The sequence below is a fragment of the Streptomyces virginiae genome (assembly GCF_000720455.1).
GTDB lineage: Bacteria > Actinomycetota > Actinomycetes > Streptomycetales > Streptomycetaceae > Streptomyces > Streptomyces virginiae.
On the sequence record NZ_JOAK01000003.1, the window covers coordinates 477,338 to 494,937 of the forward strand.

General features: G+C 73.3%; 14 protein-coding genes. 7 read left to right on the plus strand and 7 right to left on the minus strand.

Translation table 11 applies throughout. The features are described from left to right. Positions 1–14: 14 nt before the first annotated feature. The 3 genes from IG86_RS0107555 to IG86_RS0107565 form a co-directional block, all read right to left on the minus strand. A complete protein-coding gene (locus tag IG86_RS0107555) occupies positions 15–1,415 on the minus strand; it encodes an AMP-binding protein (protein ID WP_037941984.1) in 1,401 nt (466 codons plus the stop codon). 191 nt (positions 1,416–1,606) lie between these two features. Continuing rightward, the gene (locus IG86_RS0107560; RefSeq protein ID WP_030817973.1) at positions 1,607–1,942 is read right to left on the minus strand and encodes a hypothetical protein; all 336 of its coding nucleotides are present in this window, start codon (positions 1,940–1,942) and stop codon (positions 1,607–1,609) included. Continuing rightward, a complete protein-coding gene (locus IG86_RS0107565) occupies positions 1,939–2,901 on the minus strand; it encodes a MerR family transcriptional regulator (RefSeq protein WP_030895709.1) in 963 nt (320 codons plus the stop codon). Before IG86_RS0107565 ends, IG86_RS0107560 begins: the two co-directional genes overlap by 4 nt. A gap of 82 nt (positions 2,902–2,983) precedes the next feature. Here IG86_RS0107565 and IG86_RS0107570 point away from each other — a divergent pair, with 82 nt between their 5' ends. From IG86_RS0107570 to IG86_RS42895, 4 genes are all read left to right on the plus strand, one after another. Then, entirely contained in the window at positions 2,984–3,925 is a 942-nt protein-coding gene (locus tag IG86_RS0107570) for an aldo/keto reductase (protein ID WP_030895711.1), read from the plus strand. A gap of 124 nt (positions 3,926–4,049) precedes the next feature. Beyond that, positions 4,050–5,561, plus strand: coding sequence for an alpha/beta hydrolase (locus IG86_RS0107575; RefSeq protein ID WP_030895714.1), 1,512 nt, complete (start codon positions 4,050–4,052; stop codon positions 5,559–5,561). A gap of 109 nt (positions 5,562–5,670) precedes the next feature. Further along, on the plus strand, positions 5,671–6,477 hold the full coding sequence (locus IG86_RS0107580; RefSeq protein ID WP_030817962.1) for an MBL fold metallo-hydrolase: 807 nt from the start codon (positions 5,671–5,673) through the stop codon (positions 6,475–6,477). 233 nt (positions 6,478–6,710) lie between these two features. Next, complete coding sequence (locus tag IG86_RS42895) at positions 6,711–6,884, plus strand: hypothetical protein (RefSeq protein ID WP_157854783.1); 174 nt, start codon at positions 6,711–6,713, stop codon at positions 6,882–6,884. A gap of 209 nt (positions 6,885–7,093) precedes the next feature. Here the strand turns inward: IG86_RS42895 and IG86_RS0107590 are convergent, their stop codons facing one another. Further along, positions 7,094–8,374 carry an MFS transporter gene (locus IG86_RS0107590; RefSeq protein WP_030895717.1) on the minus strand — a complete coding sequence of 427 codons (1,281 nt, stop codon included), beginning with the start codon at positions 8,372–8,374 and terminating at the stop codon, positions 7,094–7,096. A 179-nt stretch (positions 8,375–8,553) separates the two neighbouring features. On the opposite strand from IG86_RS0107590, the gene IG86_RS0107595 reads away from it, so the two are divergent. Further along, complete coding sequence (locus tag IG86_RS0107595) at positions 8,554–9,621, plus strand: AI-2E family transporter (RefSeq protein ID WP_030817956.1); 1,068 nt, start codon at positions 8,554–8,556, stop codon at positions 9,619–9,621. Then, entirely contained in the window at positions 9,611–11,635 is a 2,025-nt protein-coding gene (locus tag IG86_RS0107600; protein ID WP_030895722.1) for a prolyl oligopeptidase family serine peptidase, read from the plus strand. The genes IG86_RS0107595 and IG86_RS0107600 overlap by 11 nt, the downstream gene beginning before the upstream one ends. Positions 11,636–11,674: 39 nt before the next feature. On the opposite strand, the gene IG86_RS0107605 is transcribed toward IG86_RS0107600, so the two are convergent. The 3 genes from IG86_RS0107605 to IG86_RS0107615 all read right to left on the minus strand — a co-directional run bounded on the left by IG86_RS0107605 (position 11,675) and on the right by IG86_RS0107615 (position 15,767). Next, entirely contained in the window at positions 11,675–13,090 is a 1,416-nt protein-coding gene (locus tag IG86_RS0107605; RefSeq protein WP_037941989.1) for an MFS transporter, read from the minus strand. After that, entirely contained in the window at positions 13,083–14,933 is a 1,851-nt protein-coding gene (locus IG86_RS0107610; protein ID WP_030895728.1) for a glycoside hydrolase family 15 protein, read from the minus strand. The genes IG86_RS0107605 and IG86_RS0107610 overlap by 8 nt, the downstream gene beginning before the upstream one ends. A gap of 138 nt (positions 14,934–15,071) precedes the next feature. Next, positions 15,072–15,767 carry a TetR/AcrR family transcriptional regulator gene (locus IG86_RS0107615; protein WP_030743921.1) on the minus strand — a complete coding sequence of 232 codons (696 nt, stop codon included), beginning with the start codon at positions 15,765–15,767 and terminating at the stop codon, positions 15,072–15,074. 128 nt (positions 15,768–15,895) lie between these two features. On the opposite strand from IG86_RS0107615, the gene IG86_RS0107620 reads away from it, so the two are divergent. Further along, entirely contained in the window at positions 15,896–17,578 is a 1,683-nt protein-coding gene (locus IG86_RS0107620; RefSeq protein WP_030817941.1) for an amidohydrolase, read from the plus strand. Positions 17,579–17,600: the final 22 nt, after the last annotated feature.

Below are 17,600 nucleotides of genomic sequence, written 5' to 3' on the forward strand. Positions count from 1 at the left end.
CGGACGCTTGCGGATCACCGCCCGAGCCGGCCCCCGTCCGGCGCCGAGCCCGTCACGACCAGGTGGCCTCCGGGGGTGCGGCGGGCGAGGGTGCCGGTGCGGAAGTAGCCGTCGCCGGTGAAGGAACGGGCGTTGTGCTCGGGCGCCCGGTAGTAGCCGCGCACGGTGTACGGCCCGCGGGCGAGGAGTTCACCCGGCTCCCCGTCGGGCACGTCCCGGCCGTCGGCGTCGACGATGCGGATCTCGTCGTCGGGGGAGAGCGGACGGCCCTGAGTGGCGAGCACGGTCTCGTCCGGGTCCGCGGGCCGGGTGAGGGTGAACAGCCCCTCGGCCATCCCGAAGACCTGCTGCGGGCGGCAGCCCAGTACGGACGCGAGCCGGTCGGTGAGCGCCCGGTCCGGCGGCGCGCCGCCGACCTGCACCAGACGCAGACTGCCCAGGCCGGTGGGCGCGTCCGCGTTCGCGTCCGCGGCCGCGAGCGCGTCGAGCCAGCGCCGGGCGACGGCGGGTACCACCGAGGTGACGGTGACCCGCTCCCGGGCGATGGCCGCGAGGCACGCCTCGGGTCCCGGGTCCTCGGCCAGGACGACGGTGCCGCCCATCGAGAGGGTGCCGACGATGCCGGGGCCGCCGAGGGTGAAGTCGGACGAGGCGGGCAGCGCGGCGAGGTACACGTCGTCCTCGGTGAGCGACACCGCCTCGGCGGCCGCCCCCGCCTGGTAGGCGTAGTCGTTGTGGGTGCGCGGCACGAGCAGGGGCGGCGCGGCCGCACCGGCGGCGCCGCTCGCGGAGGAGAGCAGGAGGAAGGCCACCTGGCCCGCGCTCAGGGGGAGCGCCGGCGCGGGCGGGGCGTCGAGAGAGTCCAGCGGGAAGTAGTGACAGCCCGACGGGTCGGTCGTGTAGCCGCCGTAGGGGGACGAGGCGCCCGGCGCCTCCAGGGTGAACACCCGGCGCAGGAAGGGTCCGCGGGCCGCGATGTCCGCCGCCATCGCCGTGTGGTCGAAGCCCTCGTACGTCGAGGGGCCGACGTAGCCGGCGGCCTGGGTGACCTGGACGAGGTGCGAGACCTCGGGCCCGCGGTGCGAGAGCGGGCACAGCACGGGGACCGCTCCGGCGCGCATCAGCGCGAAGACGGTGACGACGAACTCGGCAACGTTCGGCAGCTGGACGACGACCCGCTGCCCGGGCCGCAGGGCGAGCAGCCGCAGGCCCGCCGCCATGCGGTCCACGCGCCGGTTCAGGGCCGCGTACGTGATGCGCGTGCCGCCGGACACGAGGGCGGTGCGCGGCCCGTACTGCAGGGCCCAGCCGCGCAGCAGGCTGTCCAGCGTGGTGCCGCGCCAGTGGCCGGCCGCCCAGTAGCGGTCGACGAACCCCTCGGGCCAGGGCGTGCAGCCGTCGAGCATGGATGTCATGCGCTTCCTTCTGTACCGGTGACGTGACGCGACGTGCCGGCACGGCGCCGGCCTGTTCGAAGCCAAACCGGCAGCACGGGCGCACACAATGCGCTGTACGAACCAGGGGCGCCCCGGGCCCTCGGCGGAAAGCCCAACGAACACGGCTGACCAGCCGGAAGAGCCCGGGCCGGCGTGGTGACGGTGGCGTTTCAGCCCACCGTCCAGGGCACCCGGCAGGTGTGCGGAGCCGATCCCTCCGGACACAGGGCGGTCAGTACGGCCTTGCGGATCGCCCGCCAGGTCCGCAGGGAACACCCCAAGTGGACCTCCAGCTCCACGGGTTGCCGTGATCCGGGGCTCTGATCCGGATGTTCGATGGTCCACTGCTCGGCCAGGAAGTCCAGCGAGTCGTCGGCCCTGTGTGTGACGTTCCCCTCGACGATCCGGGCGTTCCGGGAGCCGACGGCGTCCTCGACGAGGCCCTGGACCCAGGCCAGCCCCTGCTCGTCCGCGTACAGACCGAGCCTCAGGCGTCGCCCCCTCATCGCACCGCTCCTTCGCCACGGCTGCCACCGCTGTGGGCGGGGGCGGCGGTGGTGAACCAGGAGTGGAGGGGAGCGAGCGTGGGGGACGCGGGCCATCCGTTGACCGTCGCGACGAGCCGCCAGTAGCGCCCGGCATCCGGCTCGGCGGCCGTCCCGAGGCGGGCCAGGAGCCAGCGGCGCAGGCCGCCCTCGTCGGCGCGTGCGAACGCGTCCGCGTAGAGGGATCCCAGCGCATCGGAACGGGACGCACCCTCGGCGGAGGCCGGCAGCAGGCCGGCGGTCACGGCTTCGTCGATGCGTTCGCCCATCGCCCGGTTGAGGGCGTCGTGCAGCGCGCCGACGTCCTGCCGGGACGGCTCCGCCGCCTGCTCCTCGGCCGTGCGGCGCATCGTGACACGGAAGTCCGGGTCCTGGCAGAGCCCGGCGAGTTCCACCCAGGCCTCGACCTGATCGGGCGTGGGATCGTCGGGGAGGTCGGGCACCGCGGAGCGCATCAGCGCCACGAACTCGGGGTTGGTGTCGAGACCTTCGAAGGCGCCGTCGAGGAAGTCGGCGACCAGGCGGCGTCGTTCGGCCTCGGAGAGCGTGGCGAGTCGGTGCATGAGGTCCATTTCCATGGTGGTGGGGCCGCTCCGGGCGACTGCGCGGAGCACCGCCCGGCGCAGGCGAAGGGTACGTATCTGTACGTCCAGGGCGTTGGCGTGTGCTTCGGTGACTTCGGCCAGGGACGCCTCCCGGTCCAGCACCCTGCGTACGGTCGCCAGATCGAGCCCGAGATCACGCAGCGTGCGGGCCAGCCGCAGGCGTGCGAGGGCGTCGGGGCCGTAGAGCCGGTAGCCGGCCGGGCTCCGGTCGGTCGGCGGGACGATGCCCTGGTCCGAATAGAACCGGATGGTCTTCACCGTCAGACCGGTCCGGCGGGCTAGTTCTCCGATGGAACGGAGCGCGTCGCTGTCCATGCCCCCCAGCTTGGAGTCTCCCCCCACGGGAGACGCAAGCGGTAACCCATAGGGTGGTGCGGTGACGAACGAGGGTGTGGGCATGGCTGACGACGACCGGGTGCTGTACGGATGCATGGGCCTCGGCGGGAGCTGGGACCCCGAACCGTACGGGCCCGCCGACATCGACGCCGCAGCGGCGGCCGTCGAGGCCGCCCTCGACAGCGGGATCACCGCCTTCGACCACGCCGACATCTACCGGCACGGCAAGTCCGAGGCCGTCTTCGGCGAGGTCCTCGCGCGGACGCCCGGCCTGCGCGAACGCATCACGCTCCAGACCAAGTGCGGGATCCGGCTCGGCGCCGAGGACCGCCCGGGCATGTACGACCTGCGCGGGCAGACCATCACGCGACGGGTGGAGGAGAGCCTCACCCGGCTGCGGACCGATGTGATCGACGTCCTGCTGCTGCACCGCCCCGACCCCCTGGCGGACGTGGACTCCATCGCGTCGGCGCTGACCTCCCTGCACCGGCAGGGCCTCGTACGGCGCTTCGGCGTGTCCAACATGGGCGCCGCGCAGATCGCCCACCTCCAGGCACGGCTGGACCAGCCGCTCGTCGCCAACCAGCTGGAGATGAGCCTGCACAGCCGCGACTGGGTCGAGGCCGGGGTCCTCCTCAACACCCCCGCGTCCGCGGCGGGCGGCTTCCCGTTCGGCACTCTGGAACACTGCCGCGACCACGGCGTCCGACTCCAGGCCTGGGGCGCGCTGGCGCAGGGCCGCTTCACCGGCCGCCAGCGGACGCCGGCCGAGCGGGCCACCGCCGGGCTGCTGGCCGAGCTGGCCCGGCGCAAGGGGACGACGCCGGAAACGGTCCTGCTGTGGTGGCTCATGCGGCACCCGTCGCGGATCGCGCCCGTCATCGGCACCGCCCGCCCCGACCGGATCCGTGCCTGCCGGGACGCCGCCGTGCGCGAACCCGACCTCACGCACGAGGAGTGGTACGAGCTGTGGGTCACGGCCCGCGGCGTCCCCCTCCCCTGAGCGGCACCCGCCACCGGCACCCGCCACACCGGCAAGCCGGGGCCGCGGCAAGGGGGTTGACCCCACCACGACCCGACCGGCCTGCCGGATGGGGCCCCGGCGCGGGAGCGACGAGGCTTGCGCCATGACGACCCACCCGAAGAAGGCCCTGCTCCTCGCACTCGCCGCGGCCACCGTCGCCGCGGGCCTGACCGCGACCGCCGGCCCGGCCGCCGCCCGGCCGGCCGGCGCCGCAGTGCCCGAGCCCGACTGGAAGCCCTGCGCCCAACCGGGCGGCCCCGCCGCCCAGGAGTGCGCCGTGCTGCCCGTCCCGCTCGACTACGCAGATCCCGGCGGCCGGCAGATACACGTCGCCGTCTCCCGCGTCCGCAGCGACCGCCCTGCGGCCCGCCGCGGCACGCTCGTCGTGATACCCGGCGGTCCGGGCGGTTCCGGCGTGCAGCGCCTGACCCAGAAGGGCGCCGCCCTCCAGCGGGAGCTGGCCGGCGCCTACGACCTCGTCGCCTTCGACCCGCGCGGGGTGGGCGCCAGCACCACCGCGAGCTGCGGACTCGCCCCCGAGGACCGGTACCTGACCAGCCTGCGGTCCTGGCCGGGCCCGGACGGGGAGATCACGGAGAACGTCGAGCGCTCCCGGCGCATCGCCGAGGCCTGCGACCGCAACGGCGGCCCCGAACTGCGCAGTTTCACCACCGCCAACCAGGTCCGGGACCTGGACCGCCTCCGCGAGGCCCTCGGCGAACGCAGGCTGTCCGCCTGGGCGACCTCGTACGGGACGTACGTGGCGGCCGAGTACGCGCAGAAGTACCCCCGGCGCACCGACCGCTGGGTCCTCGACAGCAGCGGCGACCCCGACCCCGAGCGGGTCGCCCGCGGCTGGCTGGCCAACATGTCGCGCGGCGCCGACGACCGCTTCCCCGACTTCGCGGCGTGGGCGGCCCATCCCGACCGGGACGGGGACGGCCTGCGTCTGGCAGCACGGCCGCAGGACGTCGAGCCGCTGGTCGTCGCACTCGGGGCCCGGCTCGACGGGGAACCGCGCCCGTCGACCACCCCCGGGGTGCCGCTCACCGGCAACGGGCTGCGCCAGGCCCTCCAGAACGCCCTCTACGCCGACGCCGCCTTCCCCGCCTTCGCCCGGCTGGTCAAGGCCGTCCAGGACCCGGCCGGAACCCCCGCGCTCCCGCCCGAGCTGGCGCGGCCGATCCGGGACGAGGACGCCGCCGTCATGGTGGGCGTCATCTGCAACGACGTCGCCTGGCCGGGTAGGTCCACGGACGCCCACCGGGCCGCGGTGGCGCAGGACCGCGCCCGGTACCCGCTCACGGCCGGCATGCCCGTCAACGTGCTGCCCTGCTCCTTCTGGAAGACCGCGCCCGCGCAGGCGCCCGCTCCGATCACCGACGACGTGCCGTCCGAGGTCCTCATGCTCCAGAGCCGCCGGGATCCGGCGACGCCGCTGTCCGGAGCCCTGAAGATGCGCGAGGCCCTGGGCGACCGCGCCCGCATGGTGACCGTCGAGCAGGGCGGGCACGGGCTTTACCTGGGCAACGGCAACGCGTGCGGTGACCGGGCCGTCACCGCGTACCTCACCACGGGGCGGCGCCCCGCCCGGGACGCGTACTGCGCGAACTGAGCCCACCGCCGGCCGGAGCGGGGCCGGCGCCGCCGCCCGCGCGCGGGGGCAGCCGGACGGCGCCACGATGGAGGCAGGACCCGAACCCCGCAGAACTGTGGAGATCGCCATGAGCACGCACAAGGTGGGACCCGAGACCACCGTCCTCGCGGACTGCATCGAGGTTCCGGGCATCGGATTCCTCCCGGTCAACGCGTTCGTGCTGCACGCCGAGCAGCCGGTGGTCGTGGACACCGGCCTCGGCCTGCCCGACCGGGACTTCCTCGACGTGCTCGGTTCGGTGCTCGATCCGGCCGACGTGCGGTGGATCTGGCTGACCCATCCCGACCGCGACCACACCGGGGGACTGTTCGCCCTGCTCGAAGCCGCTCCCGAGGCCCGCCTGGTGACGACGTTCCTCGGCGCCGGGATCATGGCCACCGAGCGGCCGCTGCCCATGGACCGGCTGTACTTCCTCAACCCCGGCCAGAGCCTGGACGTGGGCGACCGTACGCTCCACGCCTTCCGGCCGCCGCTGTTCGACAACCCGGCGACCGTCGGTTTCTACGACGACCGTTCCCGGACCTGTTTCAGCTCCGACTGCTTCGGCGGGCCCATGCCCACGGCGGACCTGGCGGTGAGCACGGACGTCGCGCAGCTGCCGGCGGAGGAGCTGAGGGCGTCCCAGCGGCTGTGGGCGAGCGTGGACAGCCCCTGGGTGCAGGTGGTGGACCCGGACCGCTTCCTGGCCACGGTGGATCCGCTGCGGTCGATGGACCCCCAGACCGTCCTGTGCACCCACCTCCCACCGGCGGTGGGCCTCACCCCGCAGCTCCTCGACACCATCGCCGCGGTCCCCGGCCTCGACCCGTTCACAGGACCGGACCAGGCGGCCCTGGCCCAGATGCTCGCGACCTTCGAGCCCGGAGGCGGTTGACGCGCGGGGCCGCCCGTCAGCACGGTGGCGCTGCACAACCCGTACGACGTCGTGGCCCCCTGCGGGGTGACGGCGGCCGCCCGGGGGCGGGTCCCCGTCGCCGTTCCACCGCGCTTCCCGCGCGGTCACGTCATCCAATACCCATCCGTACTTGTGGGTACTGCGGCCGAATGGCGCCGGATTTGATAGTTCTGGACAGGTCCGGTGTGAGAAACCTGCGGGAAGGACAGGGCATGTTCGATCTACTACGCCCGGAGACCGTCATGTGCCCCTTCTGCAAGGCCACCGCCGCCGACGGCGTGGTGCGCACGCTGCGGACGGGGGCGAGCTCCCTCTCGGTGACCTGGCACGCCCTGAACTGCCCGCACTACGCGGCCGACCGGATCCTCGCCGAGAAGGAGGGCTAGGGCGGGCCCGGCAAGATCCGAAAGACACGCCCTGGGTCGTGTCCGCGAAGTCCCGCCTGCGCGGCGGGGTCCGGCACGCGCGCTTGCCGCGTTGTCGTCGGTCGCCGATGCTCCGCATCGGCTCCCTGTCCGCCTTGCGATCGCACGCACCGGACCCCGCCGCGCCCGCCCTCCGGGCGGCGACGCTACTTTGCGGACACTCCCTAGCGCTACACCGGCTCCGCCTCGCGCGCGGCCCGGCGGCGCAGCGCGTCCTCGTCGGTGTCCGCGTCGTACGAGATCAACTTCGGCAGCAGCGCGGCCAGCACCGCCACCGAGGCCACGCAGGCCAGACCACCGCTCCAGAAGGCCGGCCGGGTTCCCGTCCAGCCGGCCATGGTGCCCGCCCGGACCTGGCCGAGCTGCGGGCCCACGCTGTACGAGAGCACCTCGATGCCCGCGAGCCGGCCGCGCAGTTCCTCGGGGATCGTCTGGTTCCAGATCGTGGCGCGGCCCAGCCCGCTCAGCATGTCGGCCGCGCCCGCCACGGCGAGGCAGAGCAGCACCGCCCAGATGCCGGGCGACACGCCGGCCGCCGCGATCGCCAGACCCCAGACCGTGGCCCCGAGGACCACCAGCAGCCCGTGCCGGCGCACCCGGGACACCCAGCCGCTGGTCAGCCCCAGCACCATCGAGCCCACCGCCCCGGCCGCGTACATCAGACCGAGCGCCCACACGGCGTCCAGCTCGTCCGCGAGGAAGGGGAAGATCGTGTTCGGAAAGGCGAAGAACATCGCCGCGAGGTCCACCGCGTACGTGCCCAGCAGCACCGGCCGGCTCCACGCGTAGCGCGCGCCCTCGGCGATCCCGCGCAGCGACGGACGCTCGGCGCCCTCGACCGGCGGGGCCGGGCTGAGCCGCGAGCACAGCACCACGGAGCCGAGGAAACCCGCCACGGTGACGGCATAGGCCGAGGCGTGACCGGCGTAGGCGACGACCAGGCCGGCCAGCGCCGGACCGACGATCGCGCCGAACTGGTAGCGCAGCCCGTTGAGCGCCGCGGCGGCGGTCAGCTGGTCGTGCGGCACGATCCGCGCCATCAGCGAGTCCAGGGCCGGCCGCTGCAGCCCGGCCAGGGCCGACACCCCCGCCGCGACCACGTACAGCGGCCACAGCAGCGGGTCCGGCAGCAGCGCGTTCACCAGGAGCACCATGGCCAGCACCCCGAGCCCCGCTTCGGTCAGCAGGATCATCCGCCGCCGGTCGACCGCGTCCGCGAGCGCGCCCCCGTACAGTCCGAAGACGACCAGCGGGACCAGCTCCACCGCGCCCATCGCGCCGACGGCCAGCGGCGAGTCCGTCAGGTGCTTGATCTGCAGCGGCAGGGCGATCATCGCCATGAAGGACCCGAAGTACGTCACGGTCCCCTGGTAGAACAGGAGCCGGAAGTCGCGGCTGGAACGCCACGGGGCGAGGTCGGGCAGTACGGCGGTCCATCGGGAGGTGCTCACGGGAGGCCATCGTGCGCGGCAGCCCCCGATCCCGGCAAAGGGTTTTTTCCGGACCCGCGCCGGACCCGCGCCGGACCCGCGCCGGACCCGCCGGACCCGTCCACGGGCCATCCGCCCCGGACGGGCGAATCCGGGGCGCGGCGCGTGGCATCGCGCGCCCGCCGTGGCACCCATGGAGCATGCCGCCGGTGTCACCCTTCCTGCGTACGGCCGCGTCGTACGCCTGGCGCCTGCTGGTCGTCGGCGCCGCCGTCTACGTGGTCTTCGCCCTGCTGGGCCGGTTCCACGAGATCGCCGTCGCGGTCTTCCTCGGCCTCGTCGTCACCGCGCTGCTGTGGGCGCCCACCCGGCGACTCGCCACGGCCGTGCCCCGCACGATCGCCGTCGCCCTGACCCTCCTCGGCAGCGCGCTGCTCCTGCTGGGCGTGCTGACCCTGGTCGGCGAGGCGGTGGCGGGGGAGAGCACGACGCTGGCCCGGGAGTTCCGCGAGGGACTCGCCAGCATCGAGACGTGGCTGGAGAGGCCGCCCTTCCGGCTGAACCCGCAGGCGCTCTCCGACGTCCAGTCCCGGATCGGCGAGTACCTCTCCACCCACCGCTCCACCGTCCTCAGCCAGGCGGTCAGCGGAGCCGGCCGGCTCGTCCACGTCCTCACCGTCCTCGCCCTCGCGGTCTTCTGCTCCTTCTTCTTCCTCCACGGCGGCGACCGGCAGTGGGCGTGGTTCTGCGACCAGCTGCCCGAGACCGCGCGGGAACGCGTGACGATCGCCGGGCGCGCGGGCTGGCGCACCTTCACCGGCTACACCCACGGGATCGTGGTGGTCGCCGCGACGAACGCGGTCCTCGTCGGGCTGGCGCTGTACTTCCTCGGGGTCCCGCTGGCCGTTCCGCTGGCACTGTTGGAGTTCTTCGCGGCCTTCATCCCCCTCATCGGGTCACCGGTCGCGCTGGCGGTCGCCGCGGTCGTCGCCCTGGCCGCGAAGGGGCCGGTCGTCGCCGCGATCGTCGTCGCGCTGATCGTGATCATCGGCCAGATCGAGGGCCATCTGCTGCACCCGCTGGTGATGAGCCGGGCGGTCCGCCTGCACCCGCTGGTCGTCGCGATCTCGGTGGTCGCGGGCGCGATCGCCGCCGGCGTCGTCGGCGCCGTGGTCGCGGTCCCGCTGGTCTCCGTCGTCTGGTCGGTCCACTCGGCCCTGCGCGACGACCGCCGGTCGCTTCCTGCACAATCGCCTGATGAGCGATGACCCCTACCTGTGGCTGGAAGACGTATCCGGCGAGACCGCCCTCGCCTGGGTGCGGGAGCGCAACGCCGAGACCGTGGACGCGCTGACCGGCGACCCCGGCTTCAAGGTGCTCGAACAGGAGATGCGCGAGGTCCTCGACGACGACGGACGGATCCCGTACGTCTTCCGCCGGGGCCGCCACCTCTACAACTTCTGGCAGGACGCCGACCACGTACGCGGCCTGTGGCGGCGGACCACCCTGGAGGAATACCGCACGGACCGCCCGGCCTGGGAGGTGCTCCTGGACCTCGACGCGCTGGCCGACGCCGAAGGGGAGAAGTGGGCCTGGGCCGGCAGCCGGGTCCTGGCGCCCGAGCACCGGCACGCCCTGGTCCTGCTCTCCAGGGACGGCGCCGACGCCTGCGTCGTGCGCGAGTTCGACCTGGAGACCCTGGAGTTCGTCCCGGCCGGGTTCACGGTCGCCGAGGCCAAGACGCGGATCGGGTGGATCGACCACGACCGGGTCTGGATCGGGACGGACTTCGGCCCCGGCTCGATGTCCACCTCCGGCTACCCGCTCCAGGTCCGCCGCTGGCGCCGCGGCACGCCCCTCGAAGACGCCGAGCTCGTCTACGAGGGCCGCCCCTCGGACCTGTCCGCCTCCGGCTGGCACGACGACACCCCCGGCTTCGAGCGGGACTTCGTCCACCGCCAGATCGACTTCTGGAACCAGCAGCTGTTCCTCCTGCCCGAGGACGCCGCCGGCCCGCCCGCGAAGATCGACGTACCGGACGACGCCGGCGCCTCCGTCCACCGGGAGTGGCTGACCGTCACCACCAAGACGCCGTGGCTCGGCCACCCCGCGGGCAGCCTGCTCGCCTTCGACTTCGCCGCCTTCCAGGCGGGGTCGCGGGACGCCGAGGTGCTGTTCACCCCGGACGAGCGCACCGCGCTCGCCGGACACAGCTGGACCCGCAACCACCTCATCCTCAGCACCCGCGCCGACGTCTCCTCGGCCATGGAGCTGCTCACCCCCGGCCCGGACGGCTGGAGCCGCGCACCGCTGCCGGGCCTGCCGCCCCTGTCCACCGCCTCGGTCACCTGCACCGACCCGGACGTCGGCGACGAGTACTTCCACCACGTCTCCGGCTTCCTCCAGCCCTCCACCCTCTACCGGGGCACGGCGGGCGGCGAGGACGACAGCGAGCCCGTCAAGCAGGGCCCGGCGCTCTTCGACACCGCCGGTCTCACCGTGAGCCAGTTCTTCGCGGCCTCCGCCGACGGCACCCGGGTGCCCTACTTCGTCGTCGGACCCCAGGAGCGTTCCGGCCCCGGCCCCACCCTGCTCTACGGGTACGGCGGCTTCGAGGTCTCCATGGTCCCCTCCTACAGCGCGGTCACCGGCCGCGCCTGGCTCGCGCGCGGCGGCACCTACGTCGTCGCCGGCATCCGCGGCGGCCACGAGTACGGGCCCGGCTGGCACCGGGCGGCGCTCGGCGCGAACCGGGTCCGGGCGTACGAGGACTTCGCGGCCGTCGCCCGGGACCTCGTCGCCCGGGACATCACCACCGCGGCCCAGCTGGGCATCGAGGGCGGCAGCAACGGTGGCCTCCTGATGGGCGCCATGCTCACCCGCGAACCGGAACTGTTCGGCGCGGTCGTCGCGCACGTGCCGCTCCTGGACATGCTCCGCTTCCACAAGCTGCTCGCCGGCGCCAGCTGGATCGCCGAGTACGGCGACCCCGACGACCCGGCGGACCGGCCCCACCTGGAGGACATCTCCCCCTACCACCGGATCCGGACGGACGGGCCCGCGTACCCGCCGCTGCTCCTGCTCACCTCCACCCGTGACGACCGGGTCCATCCGGGACACGCCCGCAAGATGGCCGCGCGGCTGCGCGAGGCCGGGCATCCCGTGCTCTTCCACGAGCACATCGGCGGCGGCCACGCGGGAGCCACCGACCACCGGCAGACGGCCTTCAACGAGGCCCTCGTCCACACCTTCCTGTGGGAGCGGCTGACCCCGTCGAAGTGAGCGGCGGGCCGGGCACGCGCGCCGCGCGCCCGGCCCGTCTCACGCGGGACCGCGCGGCGACGCGGCGGCGGTGTCCGGGGTCCGGCCCCGGGGCAGGAGGGCCGCCGCGGCGAGACCGGCGAGCCCCAGGACCGCCAGGGTGAGCATGGCGGCGCCGTAGGCGCGGGTGGTGAGCCCGGCGACGAGGATGGTGCCGGCGACCGCGGTGCCGAGCGAGGAGCCGAGGTTCGACACGCTGCGCGAGAGGCCGGAGATCTCGCCCTGGCGCTCCTCGGGGAAGCTCGACTGCACGACGTTGACCGACGGGGTCAGCATCACGCCGAGGCCCAGGCCGATCAGCAGGAGCCCGGGGGCGAAGGCCCACGCGTCCGGCGAGCCGCTCACCAGGGCCAGCAGGAGGGCCACCCCCGCGATCGTCACGACGAAGCCCGTCATGATCAGGGCGCGCTGCGTGAACCGCTGCGCCAGACGTTCGGCGGCCAGCGACGTCGCGAGCAGACCGAGGGTGGCGGCCGTGAAGATCACACCGGTCCGGATCGCGTCGTATCCGCGCACGACCTGGAGGTAGGCCGCCACGGTGAAAGACGTCCCCATGAGCAGCAGCCACTGGATGTTCTGGGTGACGAGGCCGAGGTTGGAAGTGCGGTTGCGGAACAGGCTCGTCGACAGCAGCGGCTCCTCGCCGGCCCGCTCCTTGGCGCGTACCCACCGGAAGAACCACAGCAGCACGAGTGCGCCGAGGACGAGCAGACTCGCCATCAGCCACACGTTGTCGTCGGCCGCCAGGATCCCCATGACGAGGAGGATGAGGCCTACGGCCGACAGGACCGCTCCGCCGGTGTCGAAGGGACGAGCGGGATCCGGTGGCAGCGGGTCCTCGATCCGGCGGCTCAGCAGGATGATCACGGCGATCACCAGGGCCTGGAAGACGAAGGCCGCCCGCCAGCCGACGGCCGAGGTGATGAGTCCACCGATCAGCGGCCCGGCGGCGGCGCCGACGCCGCCGAGCGCCATGATGGTTCCGAACGCGCGGGCGCGCGAGGCCATGTCGGTGAAGAGCAGCGTCGTGAGGATGTAGACGGGCGGGATGAGCAGCGCCGTGCCGACGCCCTCGAGGATCGAGTTGCCGAGGATGAGGACGCCCAGACCGGGGGCGGCCGCGCTCAGCAGGGCGCCGACGCCGTAGACGGTCAGACCGGCCAGGAAGCAGCGCTTGCGGCCGTAACGGTCGGTCAGCTTGCCTCCCGGGATCATCAGCGCGGCCATCACCAGCAGGAAGATCGTGATCGTGATCTGCACCCCCTGCACGGTGGTGTCCAGGTCTGTGCTGATGTCGTTGATCATCACGTTCATGTTGGAACCGGCGAAGCTGCAGATGAACTGTGCGAGGGCGAGCGGGGCCAGCACGCCGCGCAGCCCGTTCGGCGTACCCGTGCGGGCGTCGGCTTCAGCCATCGGCGCCGCTCCCCTCCGTCCGGTCGAGCTGCTCGTCCAGGGCGAGCGCCGCGGCGATCAGCGCGAGGTGGGTGAACGCCTGCGGGAAGTTGCCCAGTTGCTCACCGGAGGGGCCGATCTCCTCGGCGAACAGGCCGACGTGGTTGGCGTAGGTCAGCATCTTGTCGAAGGCGTAGCGGGCTTGCTGCGGCTTGCCGGCGCGGGCCAGCGCCTCCACGTAGAGGAAGCTGCACAGGTTGAAGGTGCCTTCGGAACCGCGCAGCCCGTCCGGGGAGGCCTCCGGGTTGTAGCGGTAGACCAGGCTGTCGCTGACCAGTTCCCGGTCCATGGCGTCGAGGGTGCTCAGCCATTGCGGGTCGGTGGGGGAGAGGAAGCCGACCCGGGGCATGAGCAGCAGCGAGGCGTCGAGCACGTCGGTGGCGTAGTGCTGGACGAAGGCCTGCTTGTCCGCGTTCCAGCCGCGCTCGACGATCTGGGCGAAGACGGTGTCGCGGACCCTGCGCCACCGGTCGGTGTCGGCCGGTCGGGCGAACGTACTGGCCAGGCGGATGCCCCGCTCGAAGGCAACCCACGTCATGAGGCGGCTGAAGGTGAAGTCCTGGCGACCGCCGCGGGTCTCCCAGATGCCCTCGTCGGGACGGTCCCAGTGGTCGGCGAGCCAGTCGAGGACGGCGGCGTACGCCCGCCAACCCTTGATCCCGCCCATGTCCCGGGTCTGGGCCAGGGCGTCGGAGGCCTCGCCGTAGATGTCGAGCTGGATCTGGTCGGCGGCCGCGTTGCCGGCGCGTACCGGTCTGGACCCGGCGTAGCCGTCGAGGTGGTCCAGGACCACCTCGGTCAGCTGGGCTTCGCCGTCGATGCGGTACATGATCTGGAGCGGCTCGCCGGAGGCGGTGCCGCCGGCGGCGAGGCGGTCGAGCAGCCAGCGGCGGAACGCGGCGGCCTCCTCGACGAATCCGAGGTCGATCAGGGCCTTGACGGAGAGGGAGGCGTCGCGGATCCACGTGAACCGGTAGTCCCAGTTGCGCTCGCCGCCGACCTGTTCGGGCAGCCCCATGGTGAGCGCGGCGATGGGCGCGCCCGTGGGGGCGTAGGTGAGCAGCTTGAGGGTGATCGCCGAGCGGTGGACGATGTCACGCCAGCGACCGCGGTAGGTGCAGGAGCGCAGCCAGGCGTGCCAGAAGGTGCGGCAGGCCTGCAGTTCGGCGCTGATCGCCTCGGCCGACAGCGGGGGCGGCGCGGGGGCGTCGTCCGCGTCGCTGGTCAGTACCACGGCGGCCACGTTCCCGGCGGTGAGGGTGAAGCGGGCGGTGGCGTCGTCGCCGTCGCGCCGCAGCGCGAGGGGACCGGACGCCCCGGCGGCCTGGAGGTGCAGCCGCGTGCCCGGGCCGCGGAAGACCACCGTCGTCGCGTCGGTCTGCTCGAAGGTGTGGGGGGCGCGCCCGTAGTCGAACCGCGGGCGGCATTCGAGTTCGAAGTCCAGGCTGCCCCGCACCACGCGCACCACGCGCACCAGCCGGTGGCGCTGCGTCGCCGTCGTGGTGTTCAGCGGGACCATGAAGTCGGCGACCTCACCGACCCCTCCGGGGCCCATGTAACGGGTGACCAGCACGGCCGTGTCCGCCTGGTAGAGCTGCCGGACCACGGCCCCGGGCTCGTGGGCGAGGTCGGCGGAGAGCCGGCAGTAGCCGCCGCGCTCGCTGTCGAGGAGGGACGCGAACACGCTGGGGGAGTCGAAGCGCGGTGTGCACCACCAGTCGACCGTGCCCTGCGACGACACCAGCGCGGCGGTCTGGAGGTCGCCGACCATACCGTGGTCGGCGATCGGCGGGTAGGCGTCCACGAGGGCTCCCTCGCTCGAACCGTGATCCGGAGCGAAGCCGGGACGGCGCCGTCCCGGCCAGTGTCCCTAAAGGGTGCACCGCGCCCGTGACCACCGCACTCCGGACGGGGGGCGGCCGCAGCCGCGTACGCACACCCCCTAAGCCGTGCGGAGCGTCTCGACCCGTTTCTCGATCGCGGTGATCAGAGCCTCGACCCTGGCCAGGAAGATCTCGTCGTCCGTCACCTCGGCCAACTGCGTGCTCAGTCGGGTGATGTTCGGGAACCCCTCGGCGTCGACCAGGCGGTACTCGCGGCTCCAGGATGCCTCGTCGGCCGCCCTGATGTCCGGGTCGAACAGCAGGTAGGCGGCACGCTGGCCGACGTACGCGAGGAGCGAGTCGCCGACCATGCGGTAGTACACGGCCGCCTCGGCGCCGTCGAGCCCGGCCTCCATGACGGCGCCAAGGATGAGCTCGACCACCCGGAACTCGTTGGGCCGCCGGGTGGTCCGGCTGGCCATGGTCGATCCGACCACCGGGTACTTCAGCGCCACCTCCAGCGAACCGTCCGCGAGCGCCCGCAGCCGGCCCTTCCAGTCCAGGCCCTCGGGGATGCTGTCGAGGACCTCGCCCAGCGTGCGGTCGGCGACGGACAGCAGGAGCTCGTCCTTGTCGCGGAAGTGCCGGTAGATCGCCGTCGGGTCGGCGCCCAGCTCCTCGCCGAGACGGCGGACGGTGAAGGCGTCCTCGCTGCCGCGGGCCGCGATGCGCAGGCTCGCCTCGATGATCGCGTCCGGTGTGAGCTGGCTGCCCGCGCGCTTGGACCGGGCGGGGGTGTCGGATGGCTTCGGCATGGTGCGGTCAGTGTATCGATGTGCGGCGGCGTTGGCGCAACACCGTTGACAACAGTGTTGCGCTCCCGTTCACTCCTCCTCAACAAACACGCCGTGCGGGTCCGCCCGCCGAGCCGGAGGATGCGTCGATGTCCAAGAACAGACAGCGGGCCGACACCGTATTCGTGGGCGGAAGGGTGTTCACCGGGACCGGTCCCGGCCCCGTCGACGCCGCCGTCGCCGTGAGCGGCGCACGGATCCTCGCCGTCGCCGACGAGAGCGAGGTGCGCTCCCTCGCCGACGCGCACACCGAGGTGGTCGACCTGCGCGGCGGACTGCTCGCCCCCGGGTTCCAGGACGCGCACGTCCACCCGGTCGTGGCCGGCACGCAGATGCTCGGCTGCGACCTGAGCGCGGAGCGCGGCATCGACGGCTACCTCGCGGTCGTGGCCTCGTACGCCGAACGGCACCCCGGCTCGGCCTGGATCCGCGGCGGCGGCTGGTCCATGGACGTCTTCCCCGGAGGCACGCCGACGCGCGCCATGCTCGACGCGGTGGTGGCGGACCGGCCCGTCCTGCTCACCAACCGGGACGGACACGGAGCCTGGGCCAACACCCGGGCGTTCGAACTCTCCGGCCTCGACCGCACCACGCCCGACCCGGCCGACGGCCGGATCGAGCGCGAGCCCGACGGAACCCCGGCCGGCACCCTCCAGGAGGGCGCCGTGGAACTCGTCGCCCGCCACATGCCCATGGCCACGCCGGACGAGGCGCACGCCGGCCTCCTCGCCGCGCAGGAACACCTCTTCTCCCTCGGCGTGACCAGCTGGCAGGACGCCATGATCGGCGCCTTCCCCGGCAACCCCGACAACTACGGCGTCTACCTGCGCGCCGCCCGCGAGGGCTCGCTGCGCGCACGCGTCGTCGGCGCCCTGTGGTGGGACCGCGAACGCGGCCTGGAGCAGATCCCCGAACTGGAGGAACGCCGACGCACCGGACGGGTCGGCCGCTTCGGCGCCACCAGCGTCAAGATCATGCAGGACGGCATCGCGGAGAACTTCACCGCCGGTCTGCTGGAGCCCTACCTCGACCGCTGCGGCTGCGCCACCGCCAACTCCGGCCTGAGCTTCATCGACCCCGCACTGCTCACCGAGGCCGTGGCCCGGCTCGACCGCGCCGGCTTCCAGCTCCACTTCCACGCGCTCGGCGACCGCGCCGTGCGCGAGGTGCTCGACGCGCTCGCCGCCGCCCGCAGCGCCAACGGGGCCAACGACAACCGCCACCACCTGGCCCACCTGCAGCTCGTCCACCCCGACGACATCGGGCGGTTCGCCGCCCTGGGCGCCGCCGCCAACATCCAGGCGCTGTGGGCCGCCCACGAACCACAGATGGACGAGCTCACGATCCCCTTCCTCGGACCCGAACGGGCCGCCCTCCAGTACCCCTTCGGGGACCTGCGGCGCGCGGGCGCCCGCCTCGTCGCCGGCAGCGACTGGTCCGTCAGCAGCCCGAACCCCCTGTGGGGCATCCACGTGGCCGTCAACCGCGCCGTCCCCGTCGAGGACCTCGACCCCGCCCGGACGACCGGACCCCTGCCGCCGTTCCATCCGGAGCAGGCCCTCACCCTCGCGCAGGCCCTGACCGCCTACACCGCGGGCAGCGCCTGGGTGAACCACCTCGACGACGTCACCGGCACCGTCGAGGCCGGCAAGTACGCGGACCTCGTCGTCCTCGACCGCGATCCCTTCGCCCACCCCGGCGAGGAGATCGCCGACACCCGAGTGCTGCGGACCTACCTCGACGGCGAGCCCGTCTTCACCGCGAACGACTGAACGCGGCGCACCCACCGGGCAG

Excerpts from the sequence above, each read along its gene's own strand:
- IG86_RS0107580 (WP_030817962.1), top strand. The coding sequence starts at position 5,671 with ATGAGCACGCACAAGGTGGGACCCGAGACCACCGTCCTCGCGGACTGC.
- IG86_RS0107620 (WP_030817941.1), top strand. The coding sequence starts at position 15,896 with ATGTCCAAGAACAGACAGCGGGCCGACACCGTATTCGTGGGCGGAAGG.
- IG86_RS0107615 (WP_030743921.1), bottom strand. The coding sequence starts at position 15,767 with ATGCCGAAGCCATCCGACACCCCCGCCCGGTCCAAGCGCGCGGGCAGC.
- IG86_RS42895 (WP_157854783.1), top strand. The coding sequence starts at position 6,711 with ATGTTCGATCTACTACGCCCGGAGACCGTCATGTGCCCCTTCTGCAAG.
- IG86_RS0107570 (WP_030895711.1), top strand. The coding sequence starts at position 2,984 with ATGGCTGACGACGACCGGGTGCTGTACGGATGCATGGGCCTCGGCGGG.
- IG86_RS0107565 (WP_030895709.1), bottom strand. The coding sequence starts at position 2,901 with ATGGACAGCGACGCGCTCCGTTCCATCGGAGAACTAGCCCGCCGGACC.
- IG86_RS0107600 (WP_030895722.1), top strand. The coding sequence starts at position 9,611 with ATGAGCGATGACCCCTACCTGTGGCTGGAAGACGTATCCGGCGAGACC.
- IG86_RS0107560 (WP_030817973.1), bottom strand. The coding sequence starts at position 1,942 with ATGAGGGGGCGACGCCTGAGGCTCGGTCTGTACGCGGACGAGCAGGGG.
- IG86_RS0107555 (WP_037941984.1), bottom strand. The coding sequence starts at position 1,415 with ATGACATCCATGCTCGACGGCTGCACGCCCTGGCCCGAGGGGTTCGTC.
- IG86_RS0107575 (WP_030895714.1), top strand. The coding sequence starts at position 4,050 with ATGACGACCCACCCGAAGAAGGCCCTGCTCCTCGCACTCGCCGCGGCC.
- IG86_RS0107595 (WP_030817956.1), top strand. The coding sequence starts at position 8,554 with ATGCCGCCGGTGTCACCCTTCCTGCGTACGGCCGCGTCGTACGCCTGG.
- IG86_RS0107605 (WP_037941989.1), bottom strand. The coding sequence starts at position 13,090 with ATGGCTGAAGCCGACGCCCGCACGGGTACGCCGAACGGGCTGCGCGGC.